Raw genomic sequence first — 25,440 nt, 5'->3', positions numbered from 1 at the left:
GGGAATGGGGGTTGGGGAACGGTGAGATCGGCCGCTCCGGTGTTTCCACTCCCCCTCGCACAATCGCTGAAAAGAAAAAGCCCGCCGGATGGCGGGCTTTTTCGTTGCGTCGCGAATCGCGATCAGCGCACGACGGCCGAACCGCTGCTGCGCTCCTGCGGCGCGTCGATCAGCGCCTGGATGCGCTCCTCCAGCGGCGGGTGGCTGCGCATCAGCTTGGACAGGCCGTGGCCGACCGCGCCGCTGATGCCGAAGGCCTGGACCTGGTTCGGCAGGGTGCTCTCGCCGTAGGTCAGCGACAGGCGCTTGAGCGAGGCGATCATCTTCTCGCGGCCGGCCAGGCGCGCGCCGCCGGCGTCGGCGCGGAACTCGCGGTAACGCGAGAACGCCATCGCGATCATGCTGGCGAGCAGGCCGAACACGATGTCGAGCGCGAACACGGTGACGAAGTAGAACAGGCCGCGGCCGCCGCCTTCGCGGTTGCCGCTCATCATCGCGTCGATCCAGCCGCCGACGATGCGCGCGGCGAACAGCACGAAGGTGTTCAGCACGCCCTGGATCAGCGCCATCGTCACCATGTCGCCGTTGGCGACGTGGCTGACCTCGTGCGCGAGCACCGCTTCGGCCTCGTCGCGGCTCATCGCCCGCAGCAGGCCGGTCGACACCGCGACCAGCGAGTTGTTGCGGTTGGCGCCGGTGGCGAAGGCGTTGATTTCCGGGGCGTCGTAGATCGCCACTTCGGGCATGCCGATGCCGGCGGCCTCGGCCTGGCGGCGCACGGTGGCGACCAGCCACTGCTCGGTTTCGTTGCGCGGCTGCTCGATCACGTAGGCGCCGGTGCTGCGCTTGGCGACCCACTTGGACATCAGCAGCGAGATCAGCGAGCCGCCGAAACCGAACACCATGGCCATGACCAGGATCGCGCCGTTGTTGCCGAGGCGGATGCCGAACACGTTCTGCAATACCGACATGACGATGCCGAGCAGGACCAGGACGGCGAGATTGGTGGCGAGGAACAGGGCTATGCGCTTGAACATGGTGGTTTCGTCTTTATTGGCGATGGGTTGCGCGCCTCGCGCAACCCTGGCGGTTCGACGATCCGTGTCGGGCGCGGCGCCGGCCCGGCCGGCGCTGCTGATGTGGAAATGTGGCGAAGACCGCGTTAATTCAACGAGAATCCACAAGACGACCGCAGCGGCACGGGTTCTCGTTCATTGTCCGGACATAAACATTCCATCGATTTCGAGCGCGGCGCTGCCGCGTATCGCGGCCGCTTCGCGCCCTCGCCCACCGGCGACCTGCACGCGGGTTCGCTGCTGGCCGCGTTCGGCAGTTGGCTGCTGGCGCGCCGGCACGGCGGGCAATGGCTGGTGCGTATCGAAGACCTCGACCCGCCGCGCGAAGTTCCCGGCGCCGCCCAACGCCAACTCGACGCGCTGAGCGCATTCGGCCTGCTCAGCGATGGGCCGGTGGTGCGGCAAAGCCAGCGCCACGCGCTGTACGCGGCGTCGCTGCAACGTCTGTTGGACGCAGACCAGGCCTTCGTCTGCCATTGCAGCCGCAGCGATCTCGCCGCCAGCGGCGGCGTGCACCGGCGCTGCGTCGCGCACGGCCCGCGTGTCGACCACGCCGCGCCGCAGGCGGCGGTGCGGCTGCGCGTGGCCGACGGCGCGACGGTCGAATTCGACGACGGCGTGCTCGGCCGCCAGCGCCAGGACGTGGCGCGCGAGGTCGGCGATTTCGTCCTGCGCCGCGCCGACGGCCATTGGGCGTACCAGCTCGCGGTGGTCGTCGACGACGCCGACCAGGGCATCAGCGACATCGTCCGCGGCGCCGACCTGCTCGACTCGACCCCGCGCCAGATCCTGCTGCAGCGCGCGCTCGGTCTGCCGACGCCGGCGTACGCCCACCTGCCGCTGCTGCTCGACGCGCACGGCCGCAAGCTGTCCAAGTCCGAGGCCGCGCATCCGCTGGACCCGGCCGATCCGCTGCCGGCCCTGCGCGCGGCCTGGGCCGCGCTCGGTCAGGCGCCGCAGGCCCTGGTTGCGGTGGAAACTGTCACTCAATTGCTGAGTGCGGCATGCGATTCGTTCAGTCCGGCACAGATTCCGCAGGCGGCTTCCAGTCTCGCCGCGATGCACAACGATCCCGGCACGAATGCTGTCTAGAATCGGGACGCGACCGCCCTTTTGCGGCCATGGAGAGCTCAGCATATGCAGTCACGCGTTGCACTCGTCACCGGCGGTACCGGTGGCATCGGCACCTCGATCGTCCAGCGCCTCGCCAAACTGGGGCACAAGGTCGCGACCAACTATCGGGACGAAGCCAAAGGGCGCGCCTGGCAGGCGCAGATGAAGGAACAGGGCTACGACGTCGCCATCGCCCACGGCGACGTGTCCTCGCCCGCGCACGCCGAGGCGCTGGTGCGCGAGGTCGAGCGCCAGATCGGCCCGGTCGACATCCTGGTCAACAACGCCGGCATCACCCGCGACACCACCTTCCACCGGATGACGCCGCAGCAGTGGACCGACGTCATCGACACCAACCTCAACTCCTGCTTCAACGTCACCCGCCCGGTGATCGAGGGCATGCGCGAGCGCAAGTGGGGGCGGATCGTGCAGATCAGCTCGATCAACGGCCAGAAGGGCCAGTACGGCCAGGCCAACTACGCCGCGGCCAAGGCCGGCATGCACGGCTTCACCATTTCGCTGGCGCAGGAGAACGCGCGCTTCGGCATCACCGTCAACACGGTGTCGCCGGGCTACATCGCCACCGACATGGTCATGGCCGTGCCCGAGGACGTGCGCAACAAGATCATCGCCCAGATCCCGACCGGACGCCTGGGTTCGCCGGAGGAGATCGCCTACGCGGTGGGGTTCTTCATCCCCGACGAGGCCGGCTGGATCACCGGCGCCAACCTCTCGGCCAACGGCGGCCAGTACATGGGTTGGTGAAGCCGCGCCGGCGTCGGCGCGCCGCGATGGCGCATCGGCGCGGCGTTCGCGCAGCGGCCGCGCACTCGGCCGCTGCCAACCCTATTCAGGTCTGAAGCCCGGCGCGCCGCGTGCGCGCCGCGCTCGCTGGCGGAACGCCCGGCCCGCTGCCCGGCGCGCGCCCGCACCGCCGTCGGCGATCGCGCCGGATGCGGTTTTTCAGCGGTTTTCGTCGTCCCGCGCGGCGCATGCGAGGAGCGCACGCGCGCGCCTCCCGGCGCCTTCCCGCGGCCTGCGCCGCCGTCCGTCCCGGCAACGGTTGCAAGGCCCCGCGCCCTGCGCCATGCTGCAAGGCACCACGATTTTTAGAGCCAAAGCTCAATGGCCTCGACTCGCGTCATCAAGAAATATCCGAACCGTCGTCTCTACGACACCGAGATCTCCAGCTACATCACCATCGAAGACGTGCGCCAGCTCATCGTCGACGGCGAGGAGTTCGAAGTGCGCGATGCCCGCTCCGGCGACGACCTGACCCGGCAAGTGCTGCTGCAGATCATCGCCGAGCACGAGCAGGACGGCGAACCGGTGCTGTCGACCCAGTTGCTGAGCCAGATCATCCGTTTCTACGGCGACTCGCTGCAGGGCTTCATGGGCAACTACCTGGAACGCTCGATGCAGCTGTTCCTCGATCAGCAGCAGCAGTTCCGCAACCAGATGGGCGGCATGCTCGGGCAGACGCCGTGGGCGATGATGAACCAGCTGACCGAACGCAACCTCACGCTGTGGAAAGAGTTCCAGCAGAACCTGTCCGGCAGCGTCGGCCAGCCGGTCACGCCCAAGCCCAAGGGCAACAGCGAACCGGGCAAGCACGAGCCGGGCAAGCGCGAGCGCTGAGCCGCGGCGGGCCCTAAAGTCTTCGCGCGCCGCGGGCCGGCGCGCACGCGCAGGCGGCCTGGGGAGGACGCCTGCGTCGATCGCCGACATCGCGCCTCGCGCGCCCAACGCACACACGCCACGCACGCGCCCGCCGCGCGATCGCCGTGCGGCCGCACCCAAGCCGTCGAGCCGATCCGCCCCCTGCCGCGGGCCATGCTGGTTTTCGAGGGAATCGCATGAACAAACGCATCGCCGTGGTCAGCGGCGGCATCGGCGGGCTCGGCAGCGAGATCTGCCTGGCCCTGGCCCGCGCCGGCCGCCGCGTGATCGCGCTCGACCTGGGCGCGCGCGAGCAGCGCATCGCCGAATTCGCGCAGCTGACCCAAGGCCACGACATCGGTTTCGAAGCGGCCAACGTCGGCGACTTCGACGACTGCGCCGCGGCGGTGCAGCGCATCGTCGGCCGCTTCGGGGCCATCGACATCCTGGTCAACGCCGCCGGCATCACCCGCGACGGCAGCCTGCGCAAGATGGAGCGGCGCGCCTGGGACGAGGTCATCAACGTCAACCTCGACGGCGTGTTCAACCTGTGCCGGCACACGGTCGACGCGATGGCCGAACGCGGCTTCGGCCGCATCGTCAACATCAGCTCGGTCAACGGCCAGACCGGCCAGTTCGGCCAGACCAACTACTCCGCGGCCAAGGCAGGCATGCACGGCTTCACCATGGCGCTGGCGCGCGAAGTGGCGCGCAAGGGCGTGACGGTCAATTCGGTGTCGCCGGGCTATTGCGAAACGGCGATGGTGATGGCGGTGCCGGAGGAGATCCGCGGCAAGATCCTCGAATCGGTGCCGGTCGGGCGCTTGGGCAAGCCGAGCGAGATCGCGCGCACGGTGGAGTTCCTGACCGCGGACGAGGCCGGGTTCATCACCGGCGCGAACATTCCGGTCAACGGCGGCTTGTTCATGAGCTTCTGAAGTTGCACCGCCTTCCTGTAGGAGCGGCGCGAGCCGCGACTGCGACAACGCAACTACGCCGTAAGGTTCGTCGCAGGTGCGTTGTCGCAGTCGCGGCTCGCGCCGCTCCTACAGGGAGCTGGATCAGCGCGCCGCCAGCGGCTTGTTCGCGCAATTGGCCTGATAGAACTCCAGCGCCTTCGGCATCAGCTGCTGCAAGGTCGCGATGCGGTTGGCCGGGTCCGGGTGGGTCGAGGCGAACTCGGCCGGGCGCTGGCCGCCGCCGAGCTGCGACATGCGCTGCCACAACGGAATCGCCTGACGCGGGTCGTAGCACGCGGCCGCGGCCAGCATCAGGCCGACCTTGTCGGCCTGGGTCTCGTGATTGCGGCCGTACGGCAGCACCAGCCCGTACTGCGCGCCGGCGCCTAGCGCGCCCATGATCATCTGCTGCTGTTGCGGGTCCATCCCGCCGACCGCCGCGCCGGCGGCGACCTGGCCGAGCTGCACCAGCTTCTGCTGGGCCATGCGCTGGGAACCGTGGCGCAACAGCGCGTGGGCGATCTCGTGGCCCATCACCACCGCCAGCGCGTCGTCGTTCTGGGTCACCGGGAACAGGCCGGTGTAGACCGCCATCTTGCCGCCGGGCAGGCAGAAGGCGTTGGCCTCCTGCGAGTCGATCACCGCGACGCTCCACTTGAAATTGCGGTAGTCGGTCGGCGCTTGCTGATTGTTCTGCCGCGCCAGCGCGTCGGTGACCTGCGGCACCTTGTCGATCAGGCGCTGGGCGATCTGGCTGACCGCCTGGCTCTGCGGCGCGCTCGAGGCCAGCAGCGCGCGCTGCGAGCCGGCGTCGTTGAGCACCTGCGCGAACGCCTGTTCGCCGAGCTGCACTTCCTCGTCGGCGCTGGTGCCGTAATGCGCGGTCTCGCCGGTGTAGGGATCGGTCTTGGCGCTGCCGAACCACGACCACGCCGCGTACAGGCCGAACAGCAGCAGGATCCACCAGCGCATGCCGCCGAAGCCGCGCCGTCCGCCGCTCGCCTGATTGCCGTAAGGGTCCACTCTCATCCGCCCGCTCCCGAAGATTGCCGGGCGTCGCCGCCCGCGAAACGTTGCCGGCGCTGCCGCCGGCGAAACTTTAGCTTGCCGCGCCGGCGCCGCGCTCGGCCCCTCGCCTTGCCCGCCGCGGTCGCTGTTGCGGCCGCGGCGCGGACATCAGATCAGATCTCCCGCACCACCCGGAAGCCCAGGCGCCCGTTGGTGGTGTCGGCGCTGGTGCCCTGCCGCCACGCCGCGCGCGACTGCGCCGGCGAGCTCGACCACGAGCCGCCGCGGAACACCCGCGTGCGGCAGCCCGGGTTGAACCACGCCGCGCCGTCGCGCGGCGCGCGCCGGTAGTTGTCGTGCCAACAGTCGGCCACCCACTCGCTGACATTGCCGCCCATGTCGTGAAGGCCGAATGCATTGGCCGCGTAGCTGCCGACCGGCGCCGGCCCCCAGAAGCCGTCGCCGTAGCCGGCGAAGGCGTTGCGCCAGCGCCGGCCGCTCGGCGAGACGTCGAGCGCGCCGGTCAGGTTGCCGGCCTTGGCCGGCGGCGCGCCGTCGCCCCAGGGATAGGCGCCCTGGCTGCCGGCGCGCAGCGCGTATTCGTACTCGGCTTCGCTCGGCAGGCGGTAGCGCTGCCCGGTCATGCCCGACAGCCACTCGACGTAAGCGTTGGCGTCCTTGGCGCTGACGTGCACCACCGGCAGATTGTCGGCCGCCGGTTGGCCGGCGTAGTCCGAACGCCAGTCCACGCCGCCGCGACGCACCAGATTGCCGCTGCGTTCGTCGTAGGCGATCGAATAGCCGCGGCGGGTGGCGCGGGCGCGGTGCTTGCTGGCGTTCATGAAACGGCGGAATTCGCCGACGGTGATTTCGTAGCGCGACACCGCCAGCCCGCGCTCGAAGCGGATGTTGCGCAGCGGCCGCTCGGCGTCGCTGGAACCGGCTTCGCCGGGCTCGGCGCCCATGCGGAACGCGCCGTGCGGGATCACCACCAGCTGCGGGCCGCGACCGCCCTGGTTCATCGCGTCGGTGAACACCTGGCCCGGGCGGAACAGGCCGTAGTGGGTCGCCAGTTCGATCCGCTCGCGCAGCTCGGCCGCGGCCGGATCGCCCGGCGGCGCGATCCGCAACAGCGTCGCCAGCACGCCGCGCGCGTCGTCGATGCCGCGCAGCTTCGGCAGCAGGCCGATGCCCTCGTCGCGCAGGCGGCGGATGCGCTCCTGGCGCTGCGCGGCGATGCGGCCCTGGGCGTCGGAAGCGGTGTCCAGCTTCGGCCGGATCGGCGCGGCCTTGGCCAGCCAGCGCTCGGCGCCGGCGTAGTCGTCGCGGTCGGCGGCCAGTTCGGCGCGGCGGATCAGCGCGCTCTCGGCCGCGGCGATGCCCTGGCCGGCGCGCACGTCGCGCGGACGCAGCTCCAGGGCTTCGCGGAAATAGGCCAGCGCGCCGCCGTCCCGGCCGTCCTCGCCGATGCGGCCGGCGTTGAGCGCTTCCTCGCCGAGGCGATTGGCTTCCTGCGCCTGGTCGGCGGCGTCGAGCCGCTCCAGGAAGGCTTCGACCTTGCGATGCTCCGGCGCGACCGCGCGCGCCACCGCCGCGGCGCGGTGCGCCTCGCGCAGCGCCAGCGGTTCCTCGTCGATGCGCTTGAGCGCGCCGTCGCCCTCGGCCAGCAGCATCGCCACCGCCCGGTCCAGCCCGGCGGCGACGCCGCGGTCGTTGGGCGCGAACTCGCGCAAGGCCAAGTACAGCGGGATCGCCGAATCGGCGGTCGCATACAGGTCGCCGGCCTTGAGCGCGGCATCGGCGCGCTTGCGCAGCGCGGCCTGGGTGTCCTCGCCGACCGCCACCGCCGGCGCCCGCCACGGCGGCACCGGCGAGACCGCCTGATCGGCGCTGACCGTCACGATCGGCTGGCGCGGCACGGTCTGCGCGCCGGCGCGCTCGGCGCGGTCGCCGCAGGCGGCCAGCAGCCCGGCGCAGGCCAGGCCCAGAGCGAGCGTGCGGATCCAGTGGATTGCGGGCAAACCTGCGGCCTCTGCGGGATGCGACGACCCGCGCAGCATATCGTCTCAGGGGCCGGCGCCGGGCATCGCGGCGGCGGCGCCGCGGCGCGAACGAGGATTCGGCGAACCCGGCCTTGGCGTTCGGCAAAGCCGGCCGTTGCGGGTTTTTGCGTTCTTTCCCGAGCCGTCGCGGCCCGCGACGGCGATTTGAGCTATTGTCGCCCGCCCGGCCCTGACCGGCCCGCACGCGTCCAGCACATCGCCCATGCCTCTTTGGATCACCGCTCCCGACGCGCTGCAAGCGCATTTCGACGCCAAGCCCGCGCGCATCGGGCTGGACACCGAGTTCATCCGCGAGCGCACGTATTGGCCGCAGCTGGCCCTGGTGCAGATCGCCATCGAGCGCGACGGCGAGGACGAGCCGACGATCCTGCTGGTCGACCCGCTGCGCCCGGGCATGACCCAGGCGCTGGCGCCGATCCTGGCCGACACCGCCATCCTCAAGGTGGTGCACAGTCCCAGCGAGGACCTGGTCGCGTTCAAGCACGCTTGCGGCGTGGTGCCCAAGCCCTTGTTCGACACCCAGCAGGCCGCGGCGCTGGCCGGCATCGGCGGCGGCCTGGGTTACCAGAAGCTGGTCGAACAGCTGACCGGCGTGGCCCTGCCCAAGGGCGAGACCCGCTCGGACTGGATGCGCCGGCCGCTGTCGCCGTCGCAGCTGGACTACGCCGCCGACGACGTGCGCCACCTGTTCGTCATGCACGACGCGCTCGACGGCCTGCTCGGCCAGCTCGGCCGCCGCGAGTGGCTGGCCGAAGACGCCGCCCGCACCGTCGTCAACGCCGAGAACGAAGCGGCCGAGCGCTGGCCGCACCTGTCGCTGCGCAGCGCCCAGTTCCTCGACCGCGCCGCCCAGCAGCGCCTGCTGCGCCTGCTGCGCTGGCGCGACGGCTACGCGCGCGACAGCGACAAGCCGCGCACCTGGATCCTCGACAACGAACTGGCCGTGGCCATCGCCCGCCAGGCCCCGGCCGACCGCGACGCCTTGCAGCGCCAGCTCGAAGCCCACCCCAAGGCGCCGCGCAAGCTGACCGACGCGATCTGGACCGCACTGTCCACGCCGCTGGCCGACGAAGCCCAGGCCCCCGACGCCGGCATCGCCGAGACCCGCGACAAACAGCGCCTGCGCCAGTTGCAGGACGCCGTCGCCGGCCGCAGCGCCGCGCTCGGCCTGCCCGACGGCGTGCTCGCCTCGCGCCGCTGGCTCGAGGCCCTGCTCGACCACGGCGAATGGCCCGACGCCCTGTCCGGCTGGCGCCGCGCCGCGCTCGAACCGGCGCTGGCGCCGCTGCTGGCCGCGCCCAGCGGCGCCGCCTGAGTCGCCGCAAACGCTGCTGCGGCGCGGGTCCGGCGAATTTTCGCGGCGGGGGTAGCGCGGCCGCCGATGTGCCGCTAAACTTGCCGCCTCGGATTCATCCGGGGCCATAGCTCAGCTGGGAGAGCGCGTCGTTCGCAATGACGAGGTCGGGAGTTCGATCCTCCCTGGCTCCACCAATTCAACAAAAAAGCCGACGATCGCTCGTCGGCTTTTTTGTTGGGCGAAATACCGTCGCAGCGCCAGTCGTCAATCCGCCTCCATCTGGGAACTGTCGCCGTCCGCTCCTTTCGCGGCCTTGGGCGGCTTGGCCGATGCGGCACGAAGTGCTGTATTGGCGGCTCTGGCGATCTTCTTGCGAGCGTCGTCGGCCTTTTCGCCCTCCAGCACCTCGCGCTTGATGACCTCCCCGACCAGGACCGCCTTGATCTGCGCGGCATCGATCCGGACATCCGGCGATACCCGCCGCAACTCGCGACGGATAACGTCAAGCACCGTATCGGTCTGCAGCATCGCTCCGACGAAGAAACGGGACAGCGCTTGCTTCTGCGTGTGGTACTCGCCCAGAACCGAACGCTGCCAGCCTTCCTTGCACCACAGATACAGCAACTCGATGTCGCCGTCTGCACGCGTGCTCAACGCGCAGAAGTCGATCTCCAACACCAGTTCCTGATCGATGGGCTTGGCGAAGATCAGGCGATACACCCGCCAAGTGATCCCGTTGGTCAGCAGTACCCAATCCACGCCCTGATTCGCGGCGTAGTCGACCGCCTGTTTGACGTGCTGATCCTTTAGTTCCAGCCCTATGGCTTTGACCTCGATCAAGGTCTGCAGTTGATTATCTATCTTGATCGCCAAATCGCAGAAGGTTCCGCGAATGGAATGCTCGGACGTTACGTCTGAGTATTTGTCGTATCCGAATACGTCAGCCAACATATCCTTGATGATTGTTACGGTATCGGCCTCGCCTACATCGCGAGCTCGCGCCGCCGCCAAGACAGGCTGATAACGTTTCAGTCCGGCGACCAGGCGCTCGGCCACTTTCTTTGGTACGACTGCCATTTCCTTACCCCCAAAGGCATATAGCGGTGCATCGACAATAACCGACCGGATGCAGGCCGACAAACGCAGCCACGGAAACAAGGAACGGTGAACCAGTTATTTTTTCTGACCGGTTTTTCTCCGCTTTTTCGTTGTGGCGAACTTGCTCACCGAAAATACATAAGAAATACCTGCGCCCTCAATCGCTCAATCCAGATTGAGCTGCCACGACACCCCGAACCGATCCTGCACCCACGCAAAGCGTTGGCTGAAGCCATAGTTGTCCAGCGGCATCAGCACTTTGCCGTTGTCGCTGAGCTTCTCCGCCAACACGTCGAGCTGCTCGCGCGATTCGCAGGTCACGAACAGCGACGTCGACGGAGTGAAGTCGAAGGCGTGCTTCACCGGGCTGTCGCTGCACATCACGGTCAGGTCGCCGAGGGCGAAGCTGGCGACCATGACCGTGCCTTCGGGCCCGGTTTCGCCCGGACCGTAGCGGCGGATGTCGAGGATGCGGCTGTCGGGGATCAGCGCGACGTAAAGGTTCATCGCGGCCTCGCATTGGCCGGAGAACATCAGGAAGGGGCAGACCTGGACCGGCGGCATGGCGCGACCTGGGTGCGGCGCGACGCGGCGGTCGCGAGATCCCCAGGGTAGAGCCGCCGGTGTTGCGGCGGGCGCATGCAAATCGTTTCGAAGTGTGTTCGCACCGGGCGCTGTGCCGGGACGGATGCGATGCGGCGGCGACCGGCAGGCGCCGCGCGGGCCTTGTCGATCAGACCCGCGACGCCAGCCGCCGCCGGTTGCGTGCGACCGTTCGCGCGACCGGGCGCAGGCCGCTGGCCAGCACCGCGTCGCCGGCGTGCATCGCCTCCTGCCACCAGCGCAGCGGATCGTCGCCGGCCGGGCCGAGCCAGGGCTGCGGGCGCAGCCACCAGCCGGCCTGCCATTGCCACCATTGCGCCGACATCTGCCACCACGCGTTGCCGAGCGCGATCCATTTCTCGTCGACCATGCGATGCAGTTCGCCGACGTCTTTTGCGCTCGGTGCCGAGGCCGCGCGCGAGATCGCGCCGAGACGGCTGGCGATCACCCACGGCGCGTTCTGGCCGATGGCGATGAGTTGCGATTGGGAACGCCGTGCGCTGCGCATGTCCGCCTCCGGCTGGGTGCCGGCGCTGCGCGAATGCGGCGCCGGTGTCGCGGAAGCCATCTTGGCGGGGTCAGCGTGACCGCGGCGTGTCATGCGCGAGACAGGGATTAACGCAACAGATATCAGCGAAAATCCCGCGATCCTCGGAAAAACGGGCGCGACGGCATCGACCGACTGCCGCCGCGCCCGCCCACCTCGACGCTCTGAATTGCAATTGCGGCCGCTCCCAATGGCGATTGCGACGCGGCCATCGGTGCGAACGCGGCGATCAGGCATGCGAAAAAAACGGGCGCGACGGCGCCGACCAGCCGCCGCCGCGCCCGCCCACCTCGACGCGTTGAAACCGATACGGACGCCGCGCTCAGCAATCCGGCGCGACGCGGCCGTCGGAACCGGTGTACGTGTAGGCGTCGGGAATGAAGCGCCCAGTGCCGATGCGGTTCCAGATGTTGCTGGTGCCGTAGGTGCCGGTGACCGAAGTGCCGGTGGTCTGACACTGGATCGTCACGCTGGCGCCGTCGGCGAGCGTGTCGACCACTGAGTAGCTCGTACCCGGGCCGGAGCGCACGTTCAGCGGCGAACCGCTGGTGTCGACCGTGCCCGGCGCGCCGGGATTGCCGCCGCCCGGATTGAGCAGCTTGTAGTAACGCGCCCAGTCCCAGTTCTTGCCCGGGTCGGTGTGGTCGTTGCCGCTGTAGTGCTGGTGGCCCTTGACCTTGACGCTGGCCGGCAACACCCGCACCGAGCTGCCGGCCGGGCCCTGGAACGCGCTGGCGCATTTGATCGCCGAGTACTTGGCGCAGAAGTGGCGGACGATGCCGGCCGAGGCGTTGTACATCGCGGTCGTGTACCACGAGGCGTTGTCGACATAGCCCTCGTGCTCGATGCCGAGCGTGGTCGGGTTGTGCGAGAGCACGTGATGGGCCGCGCGGTTCTCGCGCACCATCTGGGTGATCTGGCCGTCGCTGCTGCGCACCAGGTAGTGGATGCTGACGTGGTCGGGATTGTTCTGGAACCACGAGATGCTGCCGGCGTAGGAACCCTGCACGGTATGGATCGTCGCCGAATCGTACGACGTGCGCGCGGAGTGGTAAGGCGAGGCCACCCACAGCGCCGGGCCGTAGTCCTGGCTGGCCGCGGCGGCGGCGACTTGCGGGTCTTTGCTGCGCAGGGTCTGGCTGTCGGAATCGACGTAGTAATCGGCGGTTTCGATGCGATCGGCATCGGCGTTCAGGCGCAGCAGCGGCGCGCGCAGGCGCACCAGCGCGGGCGCGTCGAACGCGCGTTCCCAGGCGATCTCGCGCGCGGGGATCTGGATGCCCTGCTCTCCCGGATTTTTGCCGTCGATGCCGCGATCCTGGGTCAACAATACGTCGTAGGCGAAGCTGGCACGCGCATAGTCGGCCGCCGCACTTTTCGCCGCGCCGGCGACGGGCTTGGCGAAGCCGGCGTAACGCTCCAGCGCCGGACGCAGCGCTTCGGCATCGGGCTTGCGCAGCGCACCGTCGCGGCCGATCTCGCGATCGAGCAACGCAGCGGCGGCAAGGATGTTGAGCGAAGGTTCGGCAAGAATGCGCGCTTCCGGCACGCCCAGCAGGCGCGCGGCTTCGCCGACCTGATCGGCGAAACCTTCGCCGCGATAAAGCCCCATCACGCCGTAAGCGCGCGGCATTTCGCTGTGTTCCTGCGCCGGCGACGGGCGCAGGTGCTGCCAGCGGCTGGCCACGTAGGCCAGCGATTCGAGCGTGCCGGCCGGAATCGCCGGATAGCGCGCATAGGCCTGGCGGAAGTAAACCGGCAACTGCGCGCGTTCGCCGCGCAGCGCGTCTTGCTCGACGCGGATGCGCGCGGCGAGCGCGGGGTCGGCCAGCGCATCGGCGGCGGCGACGGGTTTGCCGGCGTGCGCGGCCGGCAGACAGGCGACGGCGAGCGCGGTCGCGAGCAAGGTTCTGGAAAGCAAGTTCACGGGAAATCCTCGAAGAAGTGAGGTGGTGGCGGCGCGCGGCGTGCGCGCCGGTGCCGCATCGCGCCGCTCAGCAATCCGGCGCGACCCGGCCGTCGGAGCCGGTCTGGGTGTAGGCGTCGGGAATGAAGCGCCCGCTGCCGATGCGGTTCCAGATCTTGCTGGTGCCGAAGGTGCCGGTGACGCTGGTGCCGTTGGTCTGGCATTGGATCGTCACGCTGCTGCCGTCGGCGAGCGTGCCGACCACCGAGTAGCCGGTGCCCGGACCCGAGCGCACGTTGAGCGGCGTGCCGTTGGTGTCGACCGTGCCCGGCGCGCCGCCCGGATTCGGGCTGCCGCCGCCGTCGGAGCGGAACGCGTTGCGCATGCCGGCGGGCTTGTTGTTGTTGTTGAAGTAGTGGTCGGTGATCCACTTCCAGTCGCGGCCGTTGTTGGCCGCCCAGCGCTGGGTGCCCCACTGGCTCATGCCGCGGCCGTGGCCGAAGCAGCCCTTGCCCTTGCCGACCGAATCGCTGAGGCAGGGCCAGTTGTTGCGCGGCGAACCGTTGTTGCCGTTGCCGCAGCTCAGGTCGTTGTTGCTGCACGACAGGCCGTCGCTGGGATCGTCCCAAGCGTTGTTTTCCGACGAGTATTCGCTGAACGCCGCGCTCTTGCCGTCGCGGCTGAGGATCACCCCACGGGTGGCGTTGGCGGCGGCGACGGTGGCCGAGACCGAGTCGGCGTTGAACACCTGGCACGAGGTGGTGTTGCAGATGTCGTAGCGGCTGCTGATCGGATGGGCGACGAAGTAGGCGCCGTAGGTGCGGTAAGCGACCGCGCCGGCGGCCAGCGATTGCGCGTGCCAGGACGGGATCCACTCCTCGTCCAGGCCCTTGGCCACGTAGTCTTCGAGGCTGTAGACCGACACGCCGGAACACGAACGCCCGGAGCAACTGGTGCCGACGCGGATGCTCGAGGGCACCGACACCGCCGTCGCCGAGACCTGCGCGGCGGCCAGCGTCTGCCCCGCGCGCATCGCCTGCCCGGCGTTGTCCGCATCGAGCTGGCGCATGAGCGCTTCGCGCTCGCGCAACGCCGCGGCGTTGTCTTCGGCCTGGGCGTGCACGCGCTTTTCCACGCTGCGGCCGCTGCCGCGCTGCAGGTCGACGACGAAGTGGCTGGAGTCGTTGACCAGCGACAAGCCTTCCAGGCGCTGCGCGCGGTAACCCGGCGCTTCGATCTCCAGCGAGGTGGTCGGCGGCGGCGCGTCCTGCCGCGACGCGTCGTTGACGAACTTGCCGCGCAGTTCGAAGTAGCCGTCGGCATCGGCGACCGCGCGCTCGCCCAGGCCGCTGCGCACACGCGCGCCGGCCAGCGGCTGGCCCGTGCGCTGGTCGTAGACGTGGCCGCTGAGCACGCTGCAATCGCTGCATTCGGCGGCCTTCAGCGCGAGCAGGTCGAGCGCTTCGGATTCGCGCTTCGGCGACAGCCACACGGTCGTCGGCAGGCCCAGCGCGTTGTCGGAATGCACGGTGGTGACCACCGGCAGATAGCCCGGTGCGGACACGGTGACGCGGTACTCGCCCGGCGCGAGGCCGGCGACGCGGCCGCCCGCGGCGGCCAGATCGAGGCTTTGCCGCGCCGCGGCGGCGCCGACCGGCGCCAGGCTCAGCTGCGCCGGCAGCGCGCGGCCGCTGACGCTGTCGCGCACGCGCAGGTCGAACGCGGCCGCGGTGGCGTCGCTGCGCACGGCGATGCGCGCGGTATCGGCGGTCGCCGCCGCGGCCGCGGCGGGCGCGTTCTGCCCGGCGAAGGCGCTGCCCATGATCAGCGTGCAAAAGCCGGCCAGCCACGGCAGGCCGCTGCGCGCCAGCGGCGCGGGCGCGGCGCGGCCGGGATGAGGGGAACGGGTGCGGCGAGAGGTCATGGCGAAATCCCGGATCGGCTGAGTGCGTCCGCCGCGGCCGGCGAAGGCATGGGCGGCGAAGGCAACGGGCGGCGCCCGCGGCCTTCGTTGTAGGCCGCGCGGCTGTCGGGCACCTGTCGATGCGCGCGCAGGCGGCGCATGCGTTGCGGTATCGCGATGGCGGTCACTGCCGCGGCGTGCCGGCGCCGACGCTCGCCTGTCGCGGCGCGGTCACGCGCGCGACGCGAGCGCGGCGCAGACTGCGCGCGCCGCGTCGACCGACGCAGCGTTGCGGCCGACCGCCGGCATGCCGGCGCCGGCGCGCGTCCAACCCGGTAAGACGCCCGCGGGCGTTAATGGCGATGCCGACCGCCCGCGACGCGGGCGCGGCGGGCGCCGCCGGACACGGCGCGCCCTTCCTCAGTTCCGACAAGGAGTCTCATGAACTTCAAGCGCTACGCCCTGTTCTGCGCGCTGGCCCTGGCCAGCCACGGCGCCCTCGCCTCCGGCTGGACCTCGCTGGGCCGGCTCAACGCGCCGACCGGCTTTCCCCAGGCCGGCACCTGCGATCTGCGCGTCATCAACCACTACTGGAGCAACAAGCCGATCGTCGTGCCGAGCACGGTCAACCGCTACGGCCCGACCAACGTGCAGTACGCGTTCGCGCTCGACCTGTCCTCGCTGCGCACCTTCACCAGCAACTCGGTGGCGCTGTCGCGGTTCAAGACCGCGGTCGACGCCTACAACGCCACCAGCGGCGCCAAGAGCCTCTACGCCACGCTCAGCGTCGGCGATTACCCCGGCGTGAGCATCAACCTGTCGTATGCCGATTCGGCCGGCCTGGTCCAGGGCAGCGGCTGGGGCGTGGCGCCGTCGGAACTGCAGTACTACGAACTGCAGGAGTCCTGCCCGCAGTAAGCCGCATCGGTCCGCACGCGTTCCGGGGCCGCTTCGGCCCCGGAACGTTTTGCTGCGCTCGCAAGCGCGACGCCACTCGCACCCGCAAGCGCCGCGTGCAACACAACATTCACCGCAGCGGAATCGCCACCGGCCGCAGCGGCGCGGCGTCGCCGCCGCGGATCTTCAGCGGCCCGCCGATGAAGGCGAACTCGTAGACCTGGTCGCGCGACAGTTCGTCCAGCGCGATCAACTCGATGATCGGCACGCCGTGCTGGGCCAGCAGGTAGGTGTGCAGGGGCACGTACTCGCCCTGCACTTCCGAGGGAAAGGTTTCCAGGCTCAGATTGTCGGCCCCGATCACCATCGCGCCGGCGTCCTCGACCAGATAGCGCGCCGCGTCGATGCCCAGGCCCGGCGGCTTGGCGATGTAGGCGTCGGCCTGCTCGAACAGCTTCATCCGCCCGGTGCGGATCAGCACGATGTCGCCGCGCTGCAGTTGCAGCTTCTGCCGGGCCAGCGCTTCGCGCAGGTCCTGGCGGGTGATGCGGTACGCGTCGGGCAACATGTCCACGCCCTTGGCCGCGGCGACGTCGAGCATCACGCCGCGCGCGATCAGCGGCGGGAATTTCTCGATCCCGGCCTTGTTCCAGCCGCGGTCGCCGAGATGTTTGTCGGCCTCGAACCCGTTCCAGATGCGCCCGCCGATGCCGAAATGGTTCAGCGCATCGATATGGGTACCGGTGTGGGTGTACATCGAGAACGCGGAGCCGGTGTAGCTGGTGTGGGCGTTCATCGCCGCGCCGACCTGCATCGGGTCGTCGACCTGGGTGCCGCGCGGGGTGTGGGTCATCCAGAACTGGTAGTGCGGATCGCCCGCGGCCTGCCAGCTCGGCATGCCGACGAAGTACTCGGTGGCCAAGTCGTAGACCTTGCCGCCGCGCAGGCGGCCGAGCACCGCCGCGGTGGATTGCTCGGTGATCAGGTTCAGGCGGCCGATCTGGTCGTCGGCGCCCCAGGGGCTGCGGCCGACGTCGGCGGCCGCGGCGGGCGCGGACAAGGCCAGCGCCAGTGCGGCGCCGACAAAAGCGGATACGGGTTTCATCGAAAGTCTCCATGCGTTCGCGCCGGTACAGCGCGGTTCGAGGGCGGCGCTGAGCGGCCGCGTGGAGACAGCTTGGGCGCCGCGGCGCGGGCGAAACAGCCGCGCCGGGTGCAGGGACTATTCGCTGGCGCTCAGCAATCGGCCAGCGCCGCCGGCAGCCGCTCGCCGAGGAAATCGACGAAGGCGCGCACCTTGGCCGGCAGGTGGCGGCCGGTGGCGTAGACCGCGTGCACGTGCCGCGGCGGCTGGCGATGGCGCGGCAGCACTTCGCGCAGGCGGCCGGCGGCGATGTCGGGCGCCGCCACGAACGCCGGCAGGCTGCCGACGCCATGGCCGTCGACGAGCAGATCGCGCAGCAACAGGCTGTTGTTGGCGGCCACGCGCGGCGCCGGCAGCATGAACTCGCGTTCGCCGTCTTCGCCCTGCAGGCGCCACGCGCGCGGCGATTCGGACAGGCTGTAGCCGAGCAGCGCATGCCCGCACAACTCCTGCGGCGTGCGCGGCTCGCCGCGGCGGCGCAGGTAGTCCGGCGCGGCGCACAGCAGCTGCCCCACGCTGCCGAGCCGGCGCGCGACCAGGCTGGAATCCTCCAGTTCGGCGCGCAGCCGCACCGCCACGTCGAAGCCTTCGCCGACCAAGTCGACGACGCGGTCTTCCAACACTAAATCCAGGCGCAGATGCGCGTGTTCGGCCAGAAACCGGCTCAACAGCGGCGACAGCACGCGCAGCCCGAACGACAGCGGCGCGCTGACCCGCAGCAGGCCGTCGACGCGCTCGGAGCCTTCGCGCACGCGCTGCTCCAGCGCGTCGATCTCGTCGAGCAGCCGGCCGCATTCGGCGAAATACAGCCGGCCGCCGTCGGTGAGGCTCATGCGCCGGGTGGTGCGCTGGATCAGCACCGTGCCCAGCCGCGCCTCGAGCTGGCGCACCTGCTTGCTCAGGCCGGCGGCCGACAGGTTCAAGTCGTCGGCGGCGCGGGCGAAGCTGCCGAGTTCCACCACTCGGCGGAAGCTGCGCATCAGCGCGAGTGAGTCCATGCAAAGGCCGTGGTTGCGCGTTCGGGGCGGCCATGATGCCGCCGCCGGCGCGCAGCGGCCAGCGCTGCGCGCGCTGTCGACGCGCAGCGGTCAGCCGGCCGCGCTCTCCAGCGCGCCGAGCCGGCGCGGCGCGGCGGCCGGCGCCATCTCGGCCGCCAACGCCAGCGGCAGCGGCGCCGCGGCGTAGCGGTGCCGCTCCAGCCAGGCCTGGAACATCAGCACGTTCCACAGATGGGTATGCCACTTGCGCTCGCCGGCCTGGAACTCGTTCCAGACCGTGCGGATCGCGCGCGGGTCGAAGTGGCCTTCGCGGCGCAGCCGCGATTCGTCCAGCAGCGCCTCGGCCCATTCGCGCAGCGGCCCGCGCAGCCAGCGCGACACCGGCGCGCCGAAGCCGGTCTTCGGGCGATAGATCAGCTTGTGCGGCAGATAGCGTTCGAGCAGGCGCTTGAGCACGTACTTCTGCTCGCCGCGATGGTGCTTGAGCGAGGTCGGCAGCGACCAGGCGAACTCGATCACGCTGCGGTCCAGCAGCGGCGAGCGCGTCTCCAGGCCGCAGGCGCTGCCGGCGCGGTCGATCTTGGTCAGGATGCCGTTCGGCAGGTCCATGCGGAAATCGAGGTATTGCACGCGGTCGGCGGCGTCGCCGACCGGCAGGTGGCCGGCGCAGTCGCCGAACAGGGTCGCCGGTTCGCGCGCGCCGGGCACCGCGGCGGCCGGGTCGCGCCAGCGCGAGACCCGTTGCAGGTAATGGTCTTCCACGCGCTGCGCGCCGAGTTCGGCCCACAGCGCGCGCAGCCCGCCCAGGCGCGCGCGCTCGGCGCCGTCGCCGCTGCGGCGCGGCGCCAGCCGGCGCAGCGGCGCCGGCACGCGCTCGTTCCAGCGCGCGTTGCGCACCGCGCGGCAATACGCCGAATGGCCGAAGAACAGTTCGTCGCCGCCGTCGCCGGTCAGCGCCACCGGGCTGCGCCGCGCGACCAGTTCGCTGGCGATCAGGGTCGGCACCTGCGAGGAATCGGCGAACGGTTCGCACCACACCTGCGGCAGGCGCTCGATTGCCTCCAGCGCCTCGCGCCCGCCGACCCGGTGCTCGGTGTGGCGGGTGCCGAGCGCGCGCGCCACCGCGCGCGCCCAGTCGCTTTCGTCGTGGCGGTCGTCGTCGAAGCCGATCGCGTAGGTGTCGACCGGCGTCGCCGACTGCGCCTGCATCATCGCCGTCACCAGCGAGGAATCGGTGCCGCCGGACAGGAACGCGCCGACCGCGCACGGCGCGCGCATGCGCGCGCTGACCGCCTGTTGCAGCAGGATTTCGAGCTGGTCGACGGCCTCGTCGGCGCCGAGCTCGCCGCGCAGTTCGACCGCCTCGGCCATGCGCTGGCGCGCGCACCAGTAGGTCTGCGCGTCGCGCTCGGGTTGGTGCGCGCCGGCGCCGGCGCGCAGCGCCTGGTACGTCAGCCGCAGCAAGGTGCCCGGGGCGAGCTTGAACACGCCGCAGTGGATCGAGAACGGCGCGGGAATGTAGTCGTAGCGCAACAGCAGGCTCAACGCGTCGCGGTCCACCGGCGCGTCGAAGCCGGGATGGCGGTGCAGCGCCTTGAGTTCGGAACCGTAGGCGAAATCGCCGTCGATCCAGCCGTAGTACAGCGGACGCTCGCCGACCCGGTCGCGGGCCAGCCACAGCTGCCGGTCCTGGCGGTCCCACAGGCTCAGCGCGAACGCGCCGTCGCAGCGCGCCAGCGCGCGGCGCAGGCCCCAGCGCACGATCGCGGCCAGCATCAGCTCGGCGTCGCTGGCCTCCTCGCCGACCGCGTTCAATGCGATCAGCGAACGGTGCAGCGATTCGCGCTCGTACAGCGCGCCGTCCATGCTCAGCAGATAGCGGCCGTCGGCGCTGGCGACCGGCTGCGCGGCGCCCGCGCGCTCGCGGCAATGGGCGACGGCGACGCCGGCGGCGGGGTCGCTCCACAGCGCATGCGCGTGCGCGCCGCGGTGCTGCAAGGCGTGGATCATCGAACGCATGCAGTAGCGCAGGCGCTCGTCCTCCCAATCCGGCTGCGCGCGCCACAGCCCAGCCAGGCCGCTCATGCGCGCCTCCACAGGAAATGTCGGGAGAAGTTGCAGCGGGTCGCGAGGTTCATCGGGCGCGCTCGGCGGAAGGTGGGAGGCAGCTGAATTCGGAAGAAGGCGGAAGCGGTCGCGCCGCTTCCGCCGATGGGCGGATCAGAAGCGGTACATCACGGCGAGGCTGGCTTCGCCGGTCTTGAGGTCGTCGGCGCCGGCCTTGCGGCGGAAACTGCCGCCGTCGGCCTTGCTGAGCCCGGTCACGTCCAGGCGCAGGGCGAAGCGGTCGTTGAAGTGGTAGTTGGCGCCGACGCCGAGGCTGGCGACGTTGACGCTCTCGCTGGCCTTGCTCAGGCCGACCGCGCCGCGCGCGGGGCTGAATTCGTTGCGCGCGCGGCCGACCGAGGCCTTGCCGAACACTTCGAAGCGCTCGCCGATCGGGATGATTCCGAGCGCGCTGAGCTGCAGCGTGCGGGTGTCGTAGTCGCCCACGCCGCGGCGGCTGACCTCGCTGAACATGTCGTGGTAGGAGCCTTCCACGGCGAAGTACTGGTTGAAGCGGTAGCCGCCGCCGAGCACCAGGCTGGCGCCGGTCTTGTCCTGGCTGCGCTTCTGCCCGGCCGGCAGCGCCGAACGCTTGGCGTCCCATTGGGTCATCGCGGCGCCGACGCCGCCGAATACGTAGAAACCTTCGCGATCGCCGGCGCCCTGGGCGCTGGCGGCGGTCGAGAAGGACAGCGCCAGCGCGGCGGCGCCGAGCGCGAACAGCTTGCGTTGCATGGGGGAAACACTCCGTCGTGGGGGGACGGGACCATGCTGCGGGCGCGCGCGAGGCGCGTCAGTGGGAGTATCTGGGCGCGTGGGTGACTGCGGTCGACGCTCGGTAACGGAGTGTTACTGAGACGTAGGGAATGGGCGCAACGGGGCCGGCGCAGACGCGGCCCGGCAGCCGGCGGCCCTGGGGCGGTCGGCTCGCTGAAACGGCGGGGTCTGCGCGCCGCTTGGCGGGCGCCGCTTGGCGGGCGCCGCTTGGCGGGCGCAGAAGGGCGAAGCCGGAAGGCCTCGCGTTACTGCCCGGGCAAGTCGATGCGGAAGCGCGCGCCGCCGAGCGCGGAATCGCCGACGCTGGCGCGGCCGCCGTGCTTTTCGGCGACCACCCGCACCAGCGCCAATCCCAGGCCGAAGCCTTCGGGATGCTTGCGCAATTGCGCGAACGGCTGGAACACGCGCTCGCGGTCGGCTTCGGGCACGCCTTCGCCGTCGTCGTCGACGCACAGCGCATAACCGTCGCCGCTGCGCGCCACGCTGACCGCCACGCGCGTGCGCGCATGCCGCAGCGCGTTGCCGATCAGATTGCGCAGCGCCAGCTCCAGCGCCTCGTGATTGGCCGGCAGGCTGTCGACGCCGCCGCAATCGAAGCTCAGCAGCAGCGGCGGTTCCGGATCGAACACATCGGCCATGTCGGCCAGCAACGCGCCGACCGGCACCGGCGCGCGCTCGATCCCGACCATGCGCCCGATCCGCGCGTAGGCCACGCTGTGCGAGGCCAGATGCTCGAGCCGCTGGATGTCGGTCTCCAGGCCTTCGCGCAGATGCGCGCGTTCGTCGTCGCCGCCGGCCTGCTCCAGCATTTCCAGGCCGAAGCGCATGCGCGCCAGCGGCGTGCGGATCTCGTGCGCGACCGCCTGGGCGAGGATGCGCTGGCTTTCCAGCACCTGCTGCACCTGCCCGGCCATCTGGTTCAGCGCATGGCCGAGCGGATTGACCAGACGCGTGGTGACCTCCGGCGCGCGCGCGTCGAGCTCGCCCGCGCTCAGCGCCTCGGCGGTGGTGCGCAGCCGGCGCAGGTCGCGCCAGAACCGGTAGACCAGGAAATACAGCGGCAGCGCGATGGCGAGGAAGTACATCGCCAGGATCACGATCGAGTCGATCAGGTCCAGGTCGCTCCACGGCACGCCCTGCACCATCACATCGTCGAAATCGCCGAGCGCGACCGCCTGGTCGCTGCCCGGCAGGCGCTGGTAGGTGTAGGCCTCGTCCTCGCTTTCCATCACCACTTCGCCGCGCAGCACGCGCTGGTACTCGCGCGCGGTCAGCGTGTCGCGCAGCTCGGCCAGCGGCGCCAGCCGCACCGGATAGGCGAAGCGGTCGCTGAGCTCCTCGCTCAGCGCCGGCCAGTCCTCGCGCGGCGTTTCCAGGTAGCGCTGCTCGATCAGGTAGTGGGTGCCGCGCAGCTGCGCCTCGCCGTAGGCGCGGCTGTTCTCCGAAGTGATGCTGAGCCACGCCGAGATGCCGCCGACCACGATCACCGCGTAGATCAGCACCACGATCAGGTAATAGCGCACGAACAGGCCGAAGTGGCCCTGCTTGCCGAGATCGCGCGCGCGCCGCCCGGCCGCGGGACAGTCCGGCTTGCGCGGCCACAGCCACCGCAGCCATGCCGGCGCGGTCGTCATTCCCAGGCGGCCCGGTTGAACAGATAGCCCTTGCCGCGCACGGTCTTGATCCGTTCGGGTTCCTCGGCCAGATCGCCGAGCTTGCGCCGCAGGCGCGAGATGCGCGCGTCGATCGAACGGTCGAGCCCGTCGAACTGGATGCCGCGCAGCGCCTGCAGCAGGTCGTCGCGGCTGAGGATCTGGCCGGCGCGTCCGGCCAGCAGCACCAGCAGGTCGAACTCGGCCGTGGTCAGGTCGATGCGGACCTCGCGCAGGGTCGCCTCGCGGGTTTCGCAGTCGATGCGCAGCTGGCCGAAGCGCAGCACTCGGCCGGTCTGGCGCGCGGCGTGGTCGCGACGCAGGTGCGCGCGCAGGCGCGCCAGCAGCACCCGCGGCTCGATCGGCTTGCCGATGTAGTCGTCCGCACCGAGTTCCAGCCCCAGCACCTGGTCGATGTCGTCGGTGCGCGCGGTCAGCATGCAGATGACCCCGGCGTAGCGCGAACGCACCGCGCGGCAGATCTCGAAACCGTCCTGGCCGGGCAGCGACAGGTCCAGCAGCACCACCGCCGGTTGCAGTTCCAGGATCGCGGCCACGGCGCGCGCGCCGTCGCTTTCCAGGACCACGTCGTAACCGTGTTTGCCCAGGTAATTGGCTACCAGCGAGCCAAGGCGTTCGTCGTCTTCGATGAGCAGGATGTCGGTCATAACCACGGAGCCGGGAGTCCGAGCGCGTCCATGCTGCGGACGTGCGGCGTGCCGCGGCGACAAGGCCGGGCGGAAAGCGGTCAAGTATTGCCCGCCGGACCGCAGTTGAATCGTTCGCGCGCCCTGCCGCTTCAGCCGGAAGTCGGAGACCTGACCGACGGCGGGCGCCTCGTTCAGGCTCGGCCCGGCGCCGCGGCTGCGCCCGCAGCGGCGGCCGCGGGCGCGCGCGATCGGCTTGCGGCAGCGAAAAAACCCGGCAAATCCAGCTGCGCGGATCGCCGCGGGCGCTGCCTCGCGCGCGTTGCGCAGCGCCGCGGGCGCATGCGCGGACGCGCTCGGCGCAGCCGCGGGCGCGCATGGCCGGAAACGAAAAAACCCCGCTTTCGCGGGGTTTTTCGTCTGCTTCGTCGCGATGCGCCGAAGCGATGTAGTGGTGCCCAGGAGAGGACGCTAGGGCCATTCTTGGCTTACCCGCGGATTCGCAGGAATTGCGATGAAAGCCTTGTATATCAAGGCTCGCGGGCAAATTGGCATTCTCGGTTTGCCTGTGAATAACCCAGTTATCCACAACCCCGTTACGCCAGAATCTACGCCACGCTCCATTCATGGCCTCAATCCGACCCCGCAGCGGCGCCTGGCGCGCCGAAGTGTACGTCAACGGCGTACGCGAGTCCGTCACCCGCCCCACCAAGCGCGAAGCGACTGCGTGGGCGCAATCCCGCGAAGCTGAGCTCGCCGGCGCCAAACTCCCAGACCATACGGTCAGGGATGCGCTGCGGCGGTATGCACGAGAGGTCTGCCCAACCCACAAGGGGCGCCAGTGGGAGGAGGTCCGCCTGAAGGCGATGGAGCGGGATCCGATTGCGGGGGTGCGCCTGCCCGTGCTGAAGGCCAGCGACGTAGCCGATTGGAAGCAGCGACGCCTGGCCAAGGTTTCTCCAGCCTCGGTCGCGCGTGAGCTGAACCTGCTGCGGTCTGTGCTCGAGGAGGCGCGCCGGGAGTGGGTCTGGCTCTACGGGAATCCGGCCAAGGATGTGAAGCGGCCAGCCACCCCGGCCAGCCGAAAGCGCCGCATTAGTCCCGACGAAATCGATCGCGTCACCCTCGCCTGCGGCCTCGAGGGCCTAGAGGCTCGGACTGCATCCCAGCGCGTCGGGCTAGCCTTCCTTTTTGCCCTCGAGACGGCTATGCGCGCCGGCGAGATCTTGGGCTTGCGCTGGGCTGACATACGCGGCAAGGCAGCCGTGCTGCCGCAGACGAAGAATGGCGACCAGCGTGAGGTGCCGCTGTCTGCTCGAGCGCGCGAGATCCTGGGGGTCCTGAACCGGTCGAGCTCGACCGTCTTCGACTTGGACGTTCGGTCTCGAGATGTGCTTTGGCGTAGGGCACGGGACGCTGCTGAAGTTGGGGACCTGCACTTTCACGACTCTCGAGCGGAGGCCATCTGGCGGCTGTCCAAGAAGCTCGACGTGATGGAACTGGCTCGGGTGATCGGCCACAGGGATCTGCGCAGCCTGATGATCTACTACCAGACCAGCGCCGACGAGCTTGCGGACCGACTATAGACGATCACCGCCCGTGCTTCATCCGCTCGAGCACGTACCGAGGGGCGGCCGGGGGATGCCTGACGCCGGCGCCAGCCTCCCGTTGGATCTGCCTCTCGTACTTGCACACCCAGGTAGCGATCCACCGGACGGCCTCGGCCTCGCGCTCCAGGTTCTGCCAGGCGGCGACCTTGAAGATCCGCCGGTACATGCCAGTGCAGGCCTCCCAGCCTGGCGCGCGCTGGCGCGGCATGGCCACGGCGACCCAGCGCTGACCGCGCAGGACGATGATGTGAGCCTCGCGAAAATCAGTGTGCGCCGAGTTCGCCCATTCGAAGTCGGGCGGCAGGGTGTACGGCAGGCGCAGCGACGGGTCCATGCCGGGCATGGTAGGCCCCGCGGTCGCGCAGGGTGAGAAAGCC

The 25,440-nt window shown here is 70.1% G+C and carries 21 protein-coding genes, 1 tRNA gene and 1 pseudogene; 8 read left to right on the top strand and 15 right to left on the bottom strand.

Features of this window, described 5'->3' with window-relative positions; all coding sequences use genetic code 11:
• Positions 1 to 122: 122 nt before the first annotated feature.
• Positions 123 to 1,037: a protease HtpX gene (htpX, locus tag JHW38_RS00530; protein ID WP_207524097.1), complete on the bottom strand. Its 915-nt coding sequence runs from the start codon at positions 1,035 to 1,037 to the stop codon at positions 123 to 125.
• A 177-nt stretch (positions 1,038 to 1,214) separates the two neighbouring features.
• Between htpX and gluQRS the strand changes: the two genes are divergently transcribed.
• From gluQRS to phbB (JHW38_RS00510), 4 genes are all read left to right on the top strand, one after another.
• Positions 1,215 to 2,168, top strand: coding sequence for a tRNA glutamyl-Q(34) synthetase GluQRS (gene gluQRS / locus JHW38_RS00525; protein ID WP_242691110.1), 954 nt, complete (start codon positions 1,215 to 1,217; stop codon positions 2,166 to 2,168).
• A 45-nt stretch (positions 2,169 to 2,213) separates the two neighbouring features.
• On the top strand, positions 2,214 to 2,954 hold the full coding sequence (phbB, locus tag JHW38_RS00520; protein WP_207524096.1) for an acetoacetyl-CoA reductase: 741 nt from the start codon (positions 2,214 to 2,216) through the stop codon (positions 2,952 to 2,954).
• A gap of 360 nt (positions 2,955 to 3,314) precedes the next feature.
• On the top strand, positions 3,315 to 3,827 hold the full coding sequence (gene phaR / locus JHW38_RS00515) for a polyhydroxyalkanoate synthesis repressor PhaR (protein ID WP_207524095.1): 513 nt from the start codon (positions 3,315 to 3,317) through the stop codon (positions 3,825 to 3,827).
• A 218-nt stretch (positions 3,828 to 4,045) separates the two neighbouring features.
• Positions 4,046 to 4,786: an acetoacetyl-CoA reductase gene (gene phbB / locus JHW38_RS00510; protein ID WP_207524094.1), complete on the top strand. Its 741-nt coding sequence runs from the start codon at positions 4,046 to 4,048 to the stop codon at positions 4,784 to 4,786.
• 123 nt (positions 4,787 to 4,909) lie between these two features.
• Here the strand turns inward: phbB (JHW38_RS00510) and JHW38_RS00505 are convergent, their stop codons facing one another.
• Positions 4,910 to 5,836, bottom strand: coding sequence for a M48 family metallopeptidase (locus JHW38_RS00505; RefSeq protein ID WP_207524093.1), 927 nt, complete (start codon positions 5,834 to 5,836; stop codon positions 4,910 to 4,912).
• A gap of 152 nt (positions 5,837 to 5,988) precedes the next feature.
• Positions 5,989 to 7,875 (bottom strand): SUMF1/EgtB/PvdO family nonheme iron enzyme, encoded by a 1,887-nt coding sequence (locus tag JHW38_RS00500; protein WP_428995278.1) that lies wholly within the window; start codon positions 7,873 to 7,875, stop codon positions 5,989 to 5,991.
• Between the two features lie 205 nt (positions 7,876 to 8,080).
• On the opposite strand from JHW38_RS00500, the gene rnd reads away from it, so the two are divergent.
• Together rnd and JHW38_RS00490 are read left to right on the top strand one after the other, a co-directional pair.
• The gene (gene rnd, locus JHW38_RS00495) at positions 8,081 to 9,193 is read left to right on the top strand and encodes a ribonuclease D (protein WP_207524092.1); all 1,113 of its coding nucleotides are present in this window, start codon (positions 8,081 to 8,083) and stop codon (positions 9,191 to 9,193) included.
• 100 nt (positions 9,194 to 9,293) lie between these two features.
• A tRNA-Ala gene (locus JHW38_RS00490) sits at positions 9,294 to 9,369 on the top strand.
• Between the two features lie 70 nt (positions 9,370 to 9,439).
• On the opposite strand, the gene JHW38_RS00485 is transcribed toward JHW38_RS00490, so the two are convergent.
• The 5 genes from JHW38_RS00485 to JHW38_RS00465 form a co-directional block, all read right to left on the bottom strand.
• A complete protein-coding gene (locus JHW38_RS00485) occupies positions 9,440 to 10,333 on the bottom strand; it encodes a type I restriction enzyme HsdR N-terminal domain-containing protein (RefSeq protein ID WP_207524091.1) in 894 nt (297 codons plus the stop codon).
• A 105-nt stretch (positions 10,334 to 10,438) separates the two neighbouring features.
• The gene (locus JHW38_RS00480; protein WP_207524090.1) at positions 10,439 to 10,837 is read right to left on the bottom strand and encodes a VOC family protein; all 399 of its coding nucleotides are present in this window, start codon (positions 10,835 to 10,837) and stop codon (positions 10,439 to 10,441) included.
• A gap of 169 nt (positions 10,838 to 11,006) precedes the next feature.
• Entirely contained in the window at positions 11,007 to 11,384 is a 378-nt protein-coding gene (locus tag JHW38_RS00475) for a hypothetical protein (protein ID WP_207524089.1), read from the bottom strand.
• Between the two features lie 361 nt (positions 11,385 to 11,745).
• Positions 11,746 to 13,350 carry a peptidoglycan recognition protein family protein gene (locus JHW38_RS00470; RefSeq protein ID WP_207524088.1) on the bottom strand — a complete coding sequence of 535 codons (1,605 nt, stop codon included), beginning with the start codon at positions 13,348 to 13,350 and terminating at the stop codon, positions 11,746 to 11,748.
• Between the two features lie 67 nt (positions 13,351 to 13,417).
• On the bottom strand, positions 13,418 to 15,253 hold the full coding sequence (locus JHW38_RS00465; protein ID WP_207524087.1) for a SpoIID/LytB domain-containing protein: 1,836 nt from the start codon (positions 15,251 to 15,253) through the stop codon (positions 13,418 to 13,420).
• Positions 15,254 to 15,673: 420 nt separating this feature from the next.
• Between JHW38_RS00465 and JHW38_RS00460 the strand changes: the two genes are divergently transcribed.
• Entirely contained in the window at positions 15,674 to 16,150 is a 477-nt protein-coding gene (locus tag JHW38_RS00460) for a hypothetical protein (protein ID WP_207524086.1), read from the top strand.
• Between the two features lie 109 nt (positions 16,151 to 16,259).
• Here the strand turns inward: JHW38_RS00460 and JHW38_RS00455 are convergent, their stop codons facing one another.
• The 6 genes and pseudogenes from JHW38_RS00455 to JHW38_RS00430 form a co-directional block, all read right to left on the bottom strand.
• The gene (locus tag JHW38_RS00455) at positions 16,260 to 17,234 is read right to left on the bottom strand and encodes a cyclase family protein (protein WP_207524085.1); all 975 of its coding nucleotides are present in this window, start codon (positions 17,232 to 17,234) and stop codon (positions 16,260 to 16,262) included.
• 131 nt (positions 17,235 to 17,365) lie between these two features.
• Positions 17,366 to 18,271, bottom strand: coding sequence for a LysR family transcriptional regulator (locus JHW38_RS00450; RefSeq protein WP_207524084.1), 906 nt, complete (start codon positions 18,269 to 18,271; stop codon positions 17,366 to 17,368).
• A 201-nt stretch (positions 18,272 to 18,472) separates the two neighbouring features.
• Positions 18,473 to 20,356 (bottom strand): annotated as a pseudogene (gene asnB, locus JHW38_RS00445) (asparagine synthase (glutamine-hydrolyzing)); the annotation flags it as partial.
• Positions 20,357 to 20,491: 135 nt separating this feature from the next.
• Positions 20,492 to 21,112, bottom strand: a complete 621-nt coding sequence (locus JHW38_RS00440) for a porin family protein (RefSeq protein WP_207524082.1) — start codon at positions 21,110 to 21,112, stop codon at positions 20,492 to 20,494.
• A 287-nt stretch (positions 21,113 to 21,399) separates the two neighbouring features.
• Positions 21,400 to 22,788 carry an ATP-binding protein gene (locus tag JHW38_RS00435; protein WP_207524081.1) on the bottom strand — a complete coding sequence of 463 codons (1,389 nt, stop codon included), beginning with the start codon at positions 22,786 to 22,788 and terminating at the stop codon, positions 21,400 to 21,402.
• A complete protein-coding gene (locus JHW38_RS00430; RefSeq protein WP_207524080.1) occupies positions 22,785 to 23,474 on the bottom strand; it encodes a winged helix-turn-helix domain-containing protein in 690 nt (229 codons plus the stop codon). The genes JHW38_RS00435 and JHW38_RS00430 overlap by 4 nt, the downstream gene beginning before the upstream one ends.
• 605 nt (positions 23,475 to 24,079) lie before the next feature.
• Here JHW38_RS00430 and JHW38_RS00425 point away from each other — a divergent pair.
• Positions 24,080 to 25,039, top strand: coding sequence for a tyrosine-type recombinase/integrase (locus JHW38_RS00425; RefSeq protein ID WP_207524035.1), 960 nt, complete (start codon positions 24,080 to 24,082; stop codon positions 25,037 to 25,039).
• A gap of 4 nt (positions 25,040 to 25,043) precedes the next feature.
• Here the strand turns inward: JHW38_RS00425 and JHW38_RS00420 are convergent, their stop codons facing one another.
• Positions 25,044 to 25,397 (bottom strand): hypothetical protein, encoded by a 354-nt coding sequence (locus JHW38_RS00420; RefSeq protein ID WP_207524034.1) that lies wholly within the window; start codon positions 25,395 to 25,397, stop codon positions 25,044 to 25,046.
• Between the last annotated feature and the right edge of the window lie 43 nt (positions 25,398 to 25,440).

It is taken from the genome of Lysobacter enzymogenes (genome assembly GCF_017355525.1).
Lineage (GTDB): Bacteria > Pseudomonadota > Gammaproteobacteria > Xanthomonadales > Xanthomonadaceae > Lysobacter > Lysobacter enzymogenes_C.
This window is presented reverse-complemented; position numbering and strand designations above follow the sequence as displayed.